Annotated in this window: 10 protein-coding genes; 4 read left to right on the top strand and 6 right to left on the bottom strand. The window is 69.4% G+C overall.

Going from position 1 to position 14,644, the window contains the following annotated elements:
• Positions 1 to 28: 28 nt before the first annotated feature.
• Positions 29 to 784: an SDR family oxidoreductase gene (locus R8G01_12585; protein MDW3214832.1), complete on the top strand. Its 756-nt coding sequence runs from the start codon at positions 29 to 31 to the stop codon at positions 782 to 784.
• 11 nt (positions 785 to 795) lie between these two features.
• On the opposite strand, the gene R8G01_12580 is transcribed toward R8G01_12585, so the two are convergent.
• Entirely contained in the window at positions 796 to 1,827 is a 1,032-nt protein-coding gene (locus R8G01_12580; GenBank protein ID MDW3214831.1) for an alpha/beta hydrolase, read from the bottom strand.
• 122 nt (positions 1,828 to 1,949) lie between these two features.
• On the opposite strand from R8G01_12580, the gene R8G01_12575 reads away from it, so the two are divergent.
• Entirely contained in the window at positions 1,950 to 3,416 is a 1,467-nt protein-coding gene (locus R8G01_12575; protein ID MDW3214830.1) for a hypothetical protein, read from the top strand.
• Here R8G01_12575 and R8G01_12570 read toward each other — a convergent pair whose 3' ends face one another.
• Positions 3,417 to 5,930: a hypothetical protein gene (locus R8G01_12570; protein MDW3214829.1), complete on the bottom strand. Its 2,514-nt coding sequence runs from the start codon at positions 5,928 to 5,930 to the stop codon at positions 3,417 to 3,419. It lies immediately after the preceding gene.
• 80 nt (positions 5,931 to 6,010) lie between these two features.
• Between R8G01_12570 and R8G01_12565 the strand changes: the two genes are divergently transcribed.
• Entirely contained in the window at positions 6,011 to 8,665 is a 2,655-nt protein-coding gene (locus R8G01_12565) for an ABC transporter substrate-binding protein (protein MDW3214828.1), read from the top strand.
• A 12-nt stretch (positions 8,666 to 8,677) separates the two neighbouring features.
• Here R8G01_12565 and R8G01_12560 read toward each other — a convergent pair whose 3' ends face one another.
• Genes R8G01_12560 through R8G01_12550 form a run of 3 tightly spaced genes read right to left on the bottom strand, consistent with a single transcriptional unit; the run spans position 8,678 to position 12,446 of the window.
• The gene (locus R8G01_12560; GenBank protein ID MDW3214827.1) at positions 8,678 to 10,468 is read right to left on the bottom strand and encodes an NAD(P)/FAD-dependent oxidoreductase; all 1,791 of its coding nucleotides are present in this window, start codon (positions 10,466 to 10,468) and stop codon (positions 8,678 to 8,680) included.
• Between the two features lie 46 nt (positions 10,469 to 10,514).
• Entirely contained in the window at positions 10,515 to 11,015 is a 501-nt protein-coding gene (locus R8G01_12555; GenBank protein MDW3214826.1) for a DinB family protein, read from the bottom strand.
• A gap of 42 nt (positions 11,016 to 11,057) precedes the next feature.
• On the bottom strand, positions 11,058 to 12,446 hold the full coding sequence (locus R8G01_12550) for a DUF222 domain-containing protein (GenBank protein ID MDW3214825.1): 1,389 nt from the start codon (positions 12,444 to 12,446) through the stop codon (positions 11,058 to 11,060).
• Positions 12,447 to 12,781: 335 nt separating this feature from the next.
• On the opposite strand from R8G01_12550, the gene R8G01_12545 reads away from it, so the two are divergent.
• The gene (locus R8G01_12545; GenBank protein ID MDW3214824.1) at positions 12,782 to 13,687 is read left to right on the top strand and encodes a hypothetical protein; all 906 of its coding nucleotides are present in this window, start codon (positions 12,782 to 12,784) and stop codon (positions 13,685 to 13,687) included.
• 58 nt (positions 13,688 to 13,745) lie between these two features.
• Here the strand turns inward: R8G01_12545 and R8G01_12540 are convergent, their stop codons facing one another.
• Complete coding sequence (locus R8G01_12540; protein ID MDW3214823.1) at positions 13,746 to 14,618, bottom strand: TIGR03620 family F420-dependent LLM class oxidoreductase; 873 nt, start codon at positions 14,616 to 14,618, stop codon at positions 13,746 to 13,748.
• Positions 14,619 to 14,644 lie beyond the last annotated feature (26 nt).

Raw genomic sequence — 14,644 nt, 5'->3', positions numbered from 1 at the left:
GCGGACCGGTCGGTCCTACGATCCGGGTATGGATCTGCGACTCGACGGCAAGACGGCACTGGTCACGGGAGGCTCCCGTGGTATCGGCAAGGCGATCGCGAAGATGTTCGCCGACGCCGGTGCCACCGTGATGATCACGAGTCGGAAGGCCGATGCGTGTGAGGCGGCCGCGGACGAGATCGGCAACGGGTGCGTGTGGGAGGCCGGCCACGTCGGCAAGCTCGACGATGCCGACCGCATCGTCGACGCCTGCATCGAGCGGATCGGCGGGGTCGACATCCTCGTCAACAACGCCGGCACCAACCCGTACGCCGGCCCGACGATCGACGTCGACCTGCCCCGCTGGGAGAAGACCTTCGAGGTCAACCTGACCGCACCGCTGTTCTGGACCCAACTCGTGTGGCGCAAGCACATGCAGGAGCACGGCGGCGTCGTGATCAACATCTCGTCGGTGGGAGGGCTCAGCACCAATGCGGCGCTCGGTGTCTACGACGTGACGAAGGCCGCACTGATCCACCTGACCAAGCAGCTCGCGCCCGAACTCGGCCCCAAGGTGCGCGTGAACGCGATCTGTCCCGGCCTCATCAAGACCGACTTCGCGAAGATGCTCTGGGACGGCGAGCGCGGCGACGAGGTCGCCGCCTCCTATCCGCTCGGCCGTCTCGGTGAGGTCGAGGACATCGCCGCGGCGGCGCTGTGGCTCGCGGCCGATTCCGGCTCGTGGATCACGGGGCAGGCGATCGTGCTCGACGGCGGCGGGCTGGTGCAGTTCCGCGGCGAGTGATCGGGCCGTCGTCAGGCGTTCCGGCAGAACTCGGCGATACTCGCCGCCCGCTCGGCGCTGATGTCGGGGCACGACACGGCGAACACCTCGGTGCCGTGGACCGTTCCCATCGCCTGGATGCAGCGGGCGGCGACGCCCGCCCTCACGAGCAGCCGATAGAACTCGATGCCCTCGTCGCGCAGCGGATCGCACTCGTTGACGCTGATCACGGTCGCGGGGAAGTCGCGCACGTCGTCCTCGGTGGCGAACGACGGCCAGGCCAGTGGGTTGCCGGCCTCGAACGCCTCGATCCCGTAGGCGTGCCTGCCGCGATTGGACGCCAGGTCGAGCAGGATCCCGTTGTTCTCGATCGACGACGGGAACCGGTCCTGCGGCCACTCGCCGGCGATGTAGGGGCACAGTGCCCACAGCCCACGGATCAGACCGATGTCGCCGTCGCGGGCCAGTTGCATGCCCGTGGCGAGGGTGAGGTTCCCGCCGCCGCTCTCACCGGCCACGATCACGTGGTCGGCGTCGAGGCCGAGTTCGGATGCGTTGGACACGATGTGGCGGAGCCCCGACACACAGTCGTTCAACCCGGCGGGAAACGGCTCGACCTCGGGTGCCGACGAGGCGTGGAGCGCGTTGCGGAAGTCGACCATCGCGACCGCGACGCCCTGGTGGGCGATCAGGCGGCCCCACGTGCTGTACATCCCGTTGAAGCACGACATCGTCTGCATGCCGCCACCGTGGATGTAGTAGACGCATGGGAACGGGCCGTCGCCCTCCGGGCGGATCAGCTGGATCTTGACCGTGTTGCCGTCGGGTGCCGAGGTGAACTCGAGCGTGCTGATGTCGAGACCCGCGCGGGGAGCGATGTCCACGCTGTCGAGCGAGTCCATCAGGGTGTCGGCGAGCTGACGCTCGGCGAGGCCCTCGGGTGAGTGCGCTTCCGCGAGCAGCTCGGCCCGGTCGCTCACGTCCGCCTGGGGCACGCTCGGCAGGCCGCCGAGCAGGGCCTTGATCCGAGGATCGATGCGCGGGTCGTCGTTCAGCTTGCTCATTCGGTGATCTTGGCAGAGCCGCATCGGCTCGATCCCGTCGGACGGTGCCGGCGAGTTTCACGCCGTTCTCACGATGCCGGCGGAAGGTGTCGATACACCAACCGCAACGTGAGGAGCACGTCATGAAGTTCAACCGCACCACCGCAGCAGCCACCGCCCTGATCGGCATCATCGCCCTCGTGATCGGGTTCTTCGTGATCGCCGGAGGCGACGACAGCGCCGCCGGCGATCCCATCGTCCCCGCCGATCCGACGACCGAGCAGGCGCTGACGGTGTCGGCGCGTGACACGTCGCAGCAGGCGCTCAGCGGCGTGGCCGTCCGCCTGCTCGACGCGACCGGCGCCACCGTGACGTCCGGGACGACGGGTTCGACCGGCGAGGCGTCACTCTCGTTCACGCCGAAGGCCGGCACCTACGTCGTCGTGGCCGACGAGCCGACCGGCTACCGAGCCCGCGACGACAAGGACGGCGGGGCGACGCAGGTCGGCGGCCCGCCCTGCGACAACGTCTACCTGTGCATCTACCTCACGGTGACCGAGGTGCAGCATGCCGACGGCACGACCAGCCTCACGGTCGAAATCGAATACGTCACCCCGGACCAGCACGGTGACCTCGACGACCTGTGGTTCGAGATGACGCCGCCGAATGCCGCCGGCGACGAGGAGACATCGCTGGTCGTCGACGAGCCGAGCGACGAGACGACCGCCGACGAGACGACCGCCGACGAGACGGCCGACGACGAGACGACCGACGACACCGGTGACGACACCGATTCGGCCACCGACGAGGTGGCCGCCGGGCCTCCGGGGCTCCGGCAGGTGTGCGTCGACGTCCGCCACGCCGAGGTCGCCGAGCAGAACGCCGCCTCCGGCATCTGGGTCCGCGGCGAGGTCTACGGCCTGGACGGTGGCTGGATCTGGGTCGAGGGCCCGACGATCAACGGCGGCGAGCCGGTCCAGGTGCCGGTCGAAGACGGAGCGTTCGAGACGCCGCTCGGCATCAACAGCTACGGCGAGCACGAGCTCACCCGGTTCGACCTGCAGGGCGCCGACTCCTCGGATCCGATCGACCTGCTGCCGACGCTCGACGAGGGTCCCGGCGTGGTGTTCCCGGTCGACTCCGACGAGGGTCCGGTGTTCGACGACGAGTGCTTCGACTTCGACTCCCAGGTCGACGCCGACGACACCGCCGACGCAGCCGATGAGCAGGCCGACGCAGCCGATGAGCGGGCGAACGCCGAGGCCGAGGTCGAGGACTTCCTGATCGGTTTCGTCGACGACCACACGACCGGCAACGTCGACGACCTGCTCGCCACCCTCCACCCCTCGGTGCCGCTGGCGTTCGGTGAGTCGGTCTGCTCGGAGTACGTCGCCCGAACCGCCGGTTCGATCACCGGTGCCGAGACGCTCTCGGTCGGGGTCCCCGGCCCGCTCGACCTCGACACCCCGAACGGCGCCATCACCTTCCCCGAGGCGATCCCCTTCACGGTCGAGTTCACGCTGACCGACGGATCGACGGTCACCAACGATGCCAACCTCGCACTGCACGACGGATCGGCCCACTGGCTGACGCGCTGCGGCGTCGACTGATCAATCGTCGGCGAACCAGCGACGCTCGACGTCGGCTGCCGCCGCCTCGTCACCGCCCTCCCGATGGAGCTGGGCGAGCGAGTCGTAGTGGGCCCGCTGCCAGGGCTCGGCCCCGATCAACGCCTCCAACGCAGCGATGCGTTGGGGGCGTTCGGCGTCGTCGGGCACCTGCATGGCGGCCCGCACGGTGAGGCGTTCGACCTGTCCCGCCCAGTCCTGGGCCCACTCGGCGGAGGCGACGGTCGGGGCCAGGCCGGGGCGCAGTTCCTCGAAGGCGGCGGTCGGGTCGGTGTCGAGCGCCGCCTCGATGCGGTCGAGGTCGAGGCGCCCGGTGACGGTGACGACATCGTCGCCGGCGACCAGGTGCCTCGACGGCTCGCCGGGCGGTCGTTCGGGTTCGAGCACTCGGCGGATCTCGCTCAGCGCCGTCCGCAGCAGGGTGCGTCCCTTGTCGGGCGGCCGTCCCGGCCAGACGGCTTCGATGACCTCCTCGCGGCGACGTCCGCCTGCACCACCGGCAGCGAGCACGGTCAGTACCTCGAACGCCTTCTTCGACTTCCAGTCGGAGCGGGTGATCCGTCGTCGGTCGCACCGGGCCGCGTGCTCGCCGAGCACCTGCACCTCGATCGACCCGTCGACGGCCGTGCTCGTCGACTCGTCGAGCACACGTGATGCCAGTTGCTCGACCGTCGCGAAGCCACGGGCGCGGAGATCGCGGAGTCGTCGTCGGTCGCGATCGTTGCGTCCGGTGTCGTCGCCTACCCGACTGCACCGTTCGCGGATGATCGCGCCGTGGAGACGGCCGAGATGATGCCGGGGGCCGACACGACGCTCGAGTGTGTCGGCGACCGTGAGCGCCTCGTCGACGCGCCCGATTCGCAGCAGGCTCCACGCGTAGACCGCCGAGGCCGCCACGAAGGGATCGCCACCGCCGTCGACCGCCGATGCGTACGCCGCCGCGGCCAGTTCGGCGGCCCGTTTGTCGTCGGTCGGCCCGGTCAGCGCAACGAGCGCTTCGGTCGAGCGGGTGTAGACGTCGTCGGTGTCGTGTGTCTCGATGCCGGTGGTCGTCGGTGGCGTCGCGTCGACGATGTCGATCTGGGCGGTCAGCCACCTGCCGAAGGGGGAGTGACCCACGGTGGTGAGCGCAGCGCGTGCTCCGACGATGTCGCCGAGGTACCAGCGCGTCGCCGCCAACTCGGCGGAGATGCGTTCGGCCGATGCGGGGTCGGCGTTCGTCGTGCGGAGGGCGGCCTCGAACGCGGAGGCGGCGGCGGCCAGCTCGCCCCGGTGTGCCTCGACCGATCCGAGTGCCAGGAGCGCCTCGCGTCGCGACCGCTCGGAGGTCGCCCGCGCGACCCGGGTCTCGGCGTCGGCGAGCGCGACGTCGACCTCGACGGTGGCCTGTCCCGCGGCGAGGACCGGTGGGAAGCGTCGACGGAGATCGGCCGGAAGACGGTAGAGCCAGTTCAGTGCCCGCTCGACACCGATCTCGGAGAGATGGTCGGCCAGCACGTCGGCGGCGGCGTGCGGCGCGTCGGCATCGAGCAGCAGGTCGATCGCCGTCGTGGGGTCGTCGTCGGCGATCATGCCGGCCGCCGCTCGTCGGAGCTGGAGGACGCGCTCCGGCGTCATCGCCGAGCGGTGTGTCGTCGCGGCGAGTTCGGTCAGGCGGACGTACCCGTCGTGGTCGCTGAGGAGCGGCGACGAGGCCGACAGGGAGGTGAGCGCATCCGGCGAGATCGCGATGCCGAGCCCGGTCGCGAGACCGTGGGTCAGGTAGGTGGTCGCTGCGGCCGCGTCGACCAGGTCGCCGCCGGTCGGATCGGCCGCGACGAGTTGCTCCAGCAGCGCGGCGAGGTGGAGCGCCGGGTCGCGGTCGGGGGCGTGGGCGCCGGCGTCGATGCCGTGTGCCCATCCGCCGAGTTCGCGGTTCCACCGTGAGGCCGCTGCGGCGTGGGCGCCGTGTCGTTCGAACAGTGCGACGGCCTCGTCATCGGTGAACGCCAGGTCATCCGGACCCAGCACCGCCCGAAGCGATGCCGGGAGCAGGCCGATCAGTCCCGCCGGTCGCGTCGATGCCGCGACGATGATGCGCGTGCCCGGTGGCAGGAGCCCGGCGCACTCGGCGAGCATCCGGTCGACGTCGCCGTCGGCGGCGATTTGGTGGTCGTCGACGACGATCGTGAGCGGGCCGGTCTCGGCGAGCTCGAGGAGTTGGTCGGCGAGTTCGATGACCCGGCGCACGGGCGGGGGTTCGCGGCCGAGCGTCTCGGCGACCATGCCGACGAGGTCGCCGGCGGTGTCGTATCCGGCCGAGAGTCGGCACCAGGCGATGGTCGAACCGGGCTGCGTCGCCGCCGCGATCTGTGCGGCAGCGGTCGTGACGCCCGACCCGAGTGGGCCGGACACGATCACGATCGGGTGGTCCGCCACGGCGTCGACCAGGCGCGGCCGGACGAGCCGTTCGTCGATTCGTGGCGCTCGCGTGAGGAGCTTCGGCCGGCCCGCCATCGACTCGACGGTAGTGCTCCGGACGGGCGCGGACGGGCGGTCGTGCCCCGGCGCGGCGGGGCTGGCCTACGCTCGCGACGATGGCCGGGGACGATCTGCACGGGCGCCGGTTGGGCGGTTTCGAACTCGTCGAGCCACTCGGCGAGGGGTCGTTCGGATCGGTGTGGCGAGCCCGCCAGCTCCGACTCGACCGTGACGTCGCCGTCAAGGTGCTCGATCCACTGGTCGCCCGCGACCCGACGGCAGCCCGCAGGTTCGAGCGCGAGGGGCGAGCGGCGGCCTCGCTCGATCATCCGTCGATCGTGCCCGTGTACGAGGCCGGTGACGACGACGGCCTGTACTACCTCGCGATGCGGCTCGTCGACGGTGAGACGCTCGCCGACGTCATCGAGCGCGACGCACCGATGTCGCCGGCCGCCGTCGCCGCCGTACTCCGTCCGATCGGCGACGCGCTCGACGCTGCCCACGCGACCGGTCTGATCCATCGCGACGTCAAACCGGCGAACATCCTGATCGAGGACGGCCGGCCGTACCTGAGCGACTTCGGGATCGCCGCCTCGGCCCGAGAACTGGGGCGGTACACGACGGGCAGTATCGGGACTGCGGAATACATGGCGCCCGAGCAGGCCCGCGGTGAACCGGTCGATCATCGGTCCGACATCTATGCGCTCGGCTGCGTCGCGTTCCACGCCGTCACAGGCCGGTCGCCGTTCGCCCGTGACGACATGGTCAGCACGTTGCTCGCCCACTCGGTCGACGAGATCCCGCCGACCGGCGACCCGGCGCTCGACGGGTTCTTCGCCCGCGCCCTGGCCAAGGACCGGGACGACCGTTTCGACCGCGCCGCCGATCTGGTCGCCGCGCTCCCGATCGGGTCGAGCGGAAGCGAGCAAACCGGCCCGACCGCTCGGCCGCGTCCCCGACGCCGGCACGTCGTGGCGCTCGTCCTCGTCGGAGCGCTGGTCGTGGTCGGCGGGCTGGTGCTGGCCGGTCGCCGGGCCGCCGCACCGGTCGACGATGGCGCGATCCCGGTGGCTCAGACGTCCGTCGTGACCGGCACGTCCGTCGTGACCGACACGGACACCACGGCCGATGCGGTGGTCGCGTCGACGGCACCGTCGGCTCCCTCGACGCCGGCCGTGTCGTCGGTTCCGACGAGCGAAGCCGACGTTCCAGCACTCCGATCCGGTGGCAGCGTCGAGGTCGGCACGAGCCTCGACCTGTCCGAAGCCAATCCCCACGCCAGCCTCGACACCGCGAAGCTGTTCGCCGGTTCGGTGCTGCCGGTCATGTACGAGATCGACGCACAGCTCGACCCGTACCCGAGCCTGGCCACCGGACCACCCGTCGCCGGCGACGACCCCCTCGTGTTGCGCTGGTCGATCCGGGACGATCGGGTCTGGGACGACGGCGAGCCGGTCACGACCGCCGACATCGTCGCGACGTTCGAGTACCTCACCACACCGGGCACCAACGCCGTCAACACCGCGCTCTACGACGACGTGATCGCCGTGGTAGCCGTCGACGAGGTCACGCTCGAGATCGAGTTGGCCGAACCCAACGGCGCGGCGTACCTGATGTTCTCGACCATCCATCCGATCGTCTCGGCGGCGGCCTGGCGAGGTCACCTCGACAGCGGTGGGACCGCAGCGACGTTCCTCGCCGACGGGGTCGAGTTCTCGGCGGGTCCGTACCAGCTGGCCACGCGACAGAATCCCGGTGAGGTCGCGTTCGCACGGAACCCGGCCTGGACCGGCACGGCACCGGCGCTCGATCGAGTGGCGTTCGCGACCTACCCCGACTCGGACGCGCTCGTCGAGGCGCAGCGTCGCCGTGAGGTCGACATGATCTGGGTCGACGACATCGAACGCACCGAGGTGCTCGACGCCGCAGCGCTGGACGACACCGCCGTGATCGTCGGCGACGCCGACGTCGGCGTACAGCTGACCCTGAACCTTCGGTCCGGGCCGCTGGCCGACCCGCTGGTGCGGCGGGCGATCCTCCACGCGCTCGACCGCGCGCTCATCGCGGACATCGCAGTGGGGCGCAAGACCGGCTCGGTCGCGGCGCCGTGGAACAGCCTCGTGTTCGCTCCGGCGCAACGTGGCAACGACCAACCGTTCGCCGATCTGCACGACGTCGAGGAAGCAGAGCGATTGCTCGACGAGGCGGGATGGGTCCGGCCCGACGACACGGTGTTCCGCCGCAAGGACGGCCAGGACCTGGCGCTGACCCTGGTGCTCAACGCCGACTCCGACAGCATCAACACCGCGCTCGCGGTCGAGACGGCCCTCCAGGACATCGGGATCGACATCACCGGCACGCCGGCGAACGTGGCGCTGACGAACGAGCGGCTGACGACCGGTGCGTTCGACCTGCTGCTGCAGTACCGGATCCTCAACAGCGACCCGATCGCCACCGAGTTCTCGTTCGCGTCGGACGCATGCCCCGCCACGATCGACGGGTGCGACGGCAGCGGCGTGAACGTCGGTGCGTACGCCGACGCCGATCTCGACGACGCATTCGAGCAGGCAGCTGCGACGGGCGACCCGGTCGAGCGAGCGTCGGTGTTCGCCGAGATCGACGAGATGCTGGTCGGTGGTGTCCCCGCCGTCCCGCTCTACGTGGAGCCGGCCTTCACCGCATTCCGCGACGACATCGGCGGGGTGTCGGTCGCGCCGTCACTCGGCCCGATCGTCAGCGTTGCCGACTGGGGATTCCTCGCCGACGGGTGACGTCGCCGAGGCTCAGCGGAACTCGAGTCCGGCGAACTCGCCGGATGATCGCCACGTGTCGATGTACCGGAAGTACTCGACGGGGCCGGCGGGGTAGCCCAGGCTGTTGAGCACCCCGCGGCGTCCGGCGTCACGGCCTTCGTTGTTGTAGTAGCCCGGGGTGCAGTCGGGGTTGCCGCCGAAACGACGCTGGCCGGCCTCGAGGAGCTCGACCCACGCCGCTTCGGCGTCGAGGGTCACCTCGACCTCGTCGGCGCCGACGTCGACCGTGTGGTCGATGATCGTGGCGATCGTCGCCCCGGCCTCGACGAGATTGTGCGGCACGTTCGAGATCAGGTTCGCGCCCTGCGACGGTCCGACGATGAACAGGTTCGGGAACCCGTGCACGTGGATGCCGTGCAGGCTCAGCATGCCGTCGGCCCACTTGTCGCTGAGGCGGAGGCCGTCGCGGCCGACGGCATCGAACCCGGCGCGCCGCTCGAATGCGGTGCCGACCTCGAACCCGGACGCGTAGATCAGCAGGTCGAGTTCGTAGTGGTCGTCGCCGACCCACACGCCGGTCTCGTCGATCCGGTCGACGCCCTTGCCGTCGGTGTCGACCAGGTGCGTGCTCGGGTTGTTGAACGCGTCGAGGTACTGGTCGTGGAAACAGGGGCGCTTGCAGAGTTGGCGGTACCACGGCTTCAGCTGCTCGGCCGTGATCTCGTCGGTGACGATCTGTTCGACACGGGCCCGGATCTCGGTCATCTTCTCGTCGTCGGATTCGTGGTACGCCCGCTCGAACGCCTCGGGGGTGAACTCGGGGTGCTCGGAGGAGAACAGCTTGTCGCGGATCCGTTGGCTGATGTCGGTCCAGCCGTCCTCCACGAGGTCCTCGTCGGCGAACCCGCCGGTCTGGAGGATCGTGAAGTTCTCCAGCCACCGCTGCTGCCAGCCGGGTTCGAGGGTGGCGAACCACTCCGGGTCGGTCGGCACGTTGTTGCGCACGTCGATCGACGACGGGGTGCGCTGGAACACGTACAGGTCGCCGCATGCTCGTGCCAGGTGCGGGATGCATTGCACCGACGTGGCACCGGTGCCGATGATGCCGACCCGCTGGTCGGCGAGGTTGGTCATGAGGCCGCCGGCCGGGTCGCCGCCCGTGTACTCGTAGTCCCAACGGCTGGTGTGGAAGCTGTGCCCCTGGAACGTCTCGATCCCCGGGATGCCCGGCAGCTTCGGTCGGTGGAGCGGGCCGGTGCCCATCGCCACGAACCTGGCCCGCATTCGGTCGCCGCGGTTGGTGGTGATGATCCAGCGCGACGACTCGTCGTCCCAGTCGAGTCCGGTCACCTCGGTCGAGAGGCAGGCGTTGTCGTACAGGTCGAAGGTGCGGCCGATGTTGCGACAGTGCTCGAGGATCTCCGGCGCGTGCACGTACTTCTCGGTCGGCATGTGGCCGGTCTCCTCGAGCAACGGCATGTAGATGAACGCCGCCGTGTCGCACTGGGCGCCGGGGTAGCGGTTCCAGTACCAGGTGCCGCCGAAGTCGCCGCCCTTCTCGATGATGCGAACGTCGTCGATGCCCGCCTGTTTGAGCCGGGCGCCGGTGACCAGCCCGGCGAAGCCGCCGCCGATGAACGCCACGGTGACCTCGTCGGTGAGCGGTTCGCGTGGCTCGGGCTGCACGTACGGGTCGTCGAGATACTGAGCGAACTGCCCGGTGAGTTCGACGTACTGCTCGTTGCCGTCGGTGCGGAGCCGCTTGTCGCGCTCTTCGAGATACTTCGCCCGCAGCGCGTCCCGATCGATCGTCTCGCTCATCCCGACATGGTTGCACAATGCAACCGAGTCCGACTGGCCGGTCGGGTCACAGGACGAGATGTTGTTTGCCGTCGAGGAGTTCGCGGGTCGCGTCGAGATGGCCGGCGTGCGTGGCGGTCTCGATGATCATGTGCAGCATGACCGACCGGACGGTCGGGAAATCGATGCCCCACTGGTCCCAGAGAGGGTCACGCTGCGCCGGGGGATCGGTTGCCGCGAGGCCGTCGAGTGCACGGTCGGCCGCTGCGATCTCGGTTCGGTACAGTGCCAGCACGCTCGCCGGTGTCTCCGCGGCAGCGAGCACCCAGTCTGCGCCGTCACCTTCTGGGAAGAAGTCGTCGAGCGACTCGCCACCGACGATGCTGCGGAGCCAGTAGTGCTCGTCGGACAGTGCGAGGTGCTTCACCAGCCCCGCGCAGCTCCAACCCGATGGCATGACCGACTGGGCGAGTTGGTGGTCGGACAACCCGTCGAGTGCGCTCAGCACGTGGTTCCGCTGAGAGCTCAGCGCCGCTCGCAACGTGGTCATCTCGTCGTCGACGTCCATGTGCGCAAACTAGATCGCCGGATTCGTGCGACGTGCTCGGGATCAGGCGGCAGGGATCGATGCGACGACCGCTCGGGCGATGCGTCGGAGGTCGTCGGCATCATCGTCGGGAAACGTCGGTGGGCGGACACCGACCGGCAACATGATCGACCCGTCGGGTCTGATGGTGTAGCGCCGACCGTCGGTCGCTCGTCTGGTTCGCCATCGCCGTTTCGACTTGGTCACGTTGTGGCGCCCGCACTCGATGCCCGAGTTCAGCTGGTCGGTGGTGCCACCGTCGGCCCACTCGACGGCGTGGTCGACGTCGCACCAGTCGGCGGTGAGATCGCAACCGGGATGATCGCACCGCCGCAGCAGCAGCGTCGCCGCCTCGCGGGCGGCACCGGTGAACAGGCGCTTGCGGCGACCCAGGTCGATCACGACGCCGGCCGAGTCGATGACGACCCGACGGACGTGGCCCGCCAACGCTGCCCGCAGCACGTCGTGTGGGTGCACTTGGATGCCGGTGCTCGTCTCGCAGCGACGCTCCGACAGCGGCACCGGCGAACCGAGCAGCTCGTGGAGCAACTCCGGGTCGGCGATCTGCGTGGCATCGACGCCGGGGATCAGGCCGGTGGCGGCGAGCAACTCCGACCACGAACCCGCGTCGATCACGATGTTGACCAGCGGGTCGGCGACCGAGCCGACGCCGGTTGCTCCGGCGGCCGTGTGGAAGATGGTGGTCAGCGCGTCGAACCGTCGTTGGCCGGCGGTTCGCGGCAACGGGTGCTGTTCCGCGTCGTCGCCGAACTCGTCTCGCCGCGCTCGGAGGTCGGCCTGGAACTCGGCTTCGGTGAAGCGCTCGAAGATCGCGATCAGCTCGGCGGTCGAGACGCCATCGCCGCCGTGGGCGCTGATGTCGACCATGCCGGCCACCTCCGACACGTGGGCATCGCGATGTTCGATCGCGTCGTCACGGCTGTCGTGTGCGCCGTCGGCGTCGGCCTGTGCCACGAACCGGTCGACGCACACATCGAACTCGGCGTACGGCAACCGTTCGGCGTCGTCGAGGAGCAGGGGAGCGAACTCGGGCAGTCGATCACGGACCCGCCGGTTGCCGTGCACGGCGGCGAGGCGAGCGGCCTGCGACACCCCGAACCGGGCGGCCAGCCAGTGCTCGCCGAGCCCGTCGACGTGATCGACGGCGCGTGCGAGGCTGCGCAGCCGACTGGCCTCGCCACTGGAACAGTTGATCGTGGCCCGCAGGTACGCGTTGATCGAACGGTGGTCGTCGACCGCCGGCAGCTGGCGGTGATCGGCGACCGTGATCGCCGCGGCCAGCTCGGCGTCGAGTCGACGACGCTCGAGTTCGTTGGAGCGGATGCGGGCGTCGAGTTCGTCGTCGGAGAGCCCCATCAACTCGGAGAGCAACTCGTCGAACATGGTGTTCATGATACCCGAACATGTGTTCGATCACAAGTCCCTGACCAGGTACGATGTGGCACCATCGCCGTGTTTCGACGAGTGCTCCGACACGCCGATCAGGCACCCCGAGCACACCCGCTCCGGCGCGATCGGCGAGCAGGAACGGGGCCGGACCACGGCGTCGACCAGGCGCTGTGTCGGCCCACGTAACGCTGCCTCCGCCGCCCGAGAATCCGCGAAATTTCTCCGACTGATGAGCGACAGCGTGATGACCAGGCTGCTCGCGTGGCGGCTGTGCTGCCGTGCGGCGGTGCGTTCTGAGTCATGCTGTCGTCATGGGCCGATCGTCGAGGTGTCGGGTGGTGCCCGGCACGTTGCGGTCGCGGTCGAACGGCCGGTTGCGTCGTGGCTGCCGGCTCGCCGGCCTCTTCGGCTTGGCAGCAGCTTCGCTCGGATGTAGCGGCACCGATGACACGCCGGCGTCGGCGGGTTTCGTCGCACAGTGCCTCGGAGTCAGCGACGGAGCGCTCGTCGGGGCAGCGAACGTGTGTCATGTGGACGAACACGGCAAGGTCGTAGAGGTATCGGACGTCGAACTCGCACAAGGCCTCCCGTACGTCGTGGACTCACACTCGAATCAGATCACAGCGGTCGCTCGGTCGGGGGAACTGGTCGACATCTCGGGCGCTGAGGCGCGGTTCTTGGCGGACGCCGACGGGTCGACCGCGTACGGATTCACCAGCGAGTCGCAACTCGTCGGCTTGACGTCCGACGGTGAATTTCGATCTGCGGATGGCGTGTTGCTGAGTGAGTTCGGCGTGGACGGCGTCGTCGATGTCCGATCCGGCATCGACATCCACGGCGGCGAGGTTGTGTTCACCGTCGAACGGGCGTCGGGCGGATTCGCTGTCGCCATCGGTGATCTGTCGTCCGGCGACGTCGCCGAGATCACCCGCTCGGACGTATTCGTCGGTCAAGCTCGATGGTCGCCCGACGGGAGCCGGCTGAGCTTCGTGGGTCCCGACTACCGGTCGATCGAGGTCGTGGATCGGGGAGGAGACCTCGTCGCGTCGTTCACGCCGCTGGACCGCCGACTGTCCGGCCGCTTCAACGCACCGAGATGGATCGATGACGACACGATCGTGTTCTTCGATGCGGTGCCGGCACTCGTCGAGGGCGACGTCCGTACCGGAGACGTCGAGGTGATGAGTGTCTTCGACCTCGAGTCGGGCATCGACGCCGTGCCCGTGTTGCCGGTGCCGGCCTGACGTGTGCAGCGGGCGGCCCCACCGTCGGCAGCGCGCTGCTCCGCTGAGTCCAGGGTCGCTACAGCAGGGCGGCGGCGAGTTCGCTCCACTCGGCGGTGGGCGGTTCGCGGTCGGGGCGGAGGACCTGGATGCACACGTGCGACGCGCCGGCGTCCTGGTGGGCCCGCACGCGTGTGACCACGTCGTCGATCGTTCCCCACGCGACGATCGCGTCGACGAGGCGGTCGTCCATGTTGGTGATCTCGTCCTCGGTGAAGCCGAGGCGCATGAGGTTGTTCGCGTAGTTCGGCAGCCCGACGTAGACCTTCATGTGCTTGCGGGCCGTGTCGCGTGCCGACGCCGCATCGGTGTCGAGCACCACCATCTGCTCGGTCGCCACCATCTTGTCGGGGCCGACCGCCTCACGGGCGATCGCCGTGTGTTCCGGCGGTACGAAGTACGGGTGCACGCCGTCGGTCATCTCGGCGCCGAGCGCGAGCATCTTCGGTCCGAGGGCGGCGATCACGCGCGTGGTCGGCTCGGCCGGTTCGACACCCTTGAACATCGACGCGTCCATACGCTCGAGGTACGTGCGCATCGTGCTCAACGGCTTGGAGTAGTCGTGCTTGCGTACCCACTCGGTGATCGTGTGGTGGCTGGCACCGAGGCCGAGCACGAAGCGTCCGTCGTACGCCTCGTTGAGGGTCTTCGACGCGTTCGCCGTCGTCATGGCGTCGCGGGCCCAGATGCTGGCGATGCCGGTGGCAACACGCAGGTCGGTCGTCGCTCCGAGGATCACGCCGGCAGCGACGAACGGGTCACGGGCGACGGTCTCGGGGATCCACAGGCACGGCCAGCCCTGTTCGTCGAGTTCGGCCACGATGTCGCGCAGCTGTCCCGCCGGGTATCCGTCGAGGCCCTGCCAGAGGCCGATGCTGCCGATGTCGATCATGCCGCCACCGTAGGTACTCGGTGGTT

The sequence above is a fragment of the Ilumatobacteraceae bacterium genome (genome assembly GCA_033344875.1).
Lineage (GTDB): Bacteria > Actinomycetota > Acidimicrobiia > Acidimicrobiales > Ilumatobacteraceae > Ilumatobacter.
This window is presented reverse-complemented; position numbering and strand designations above follow the sequence as displayed.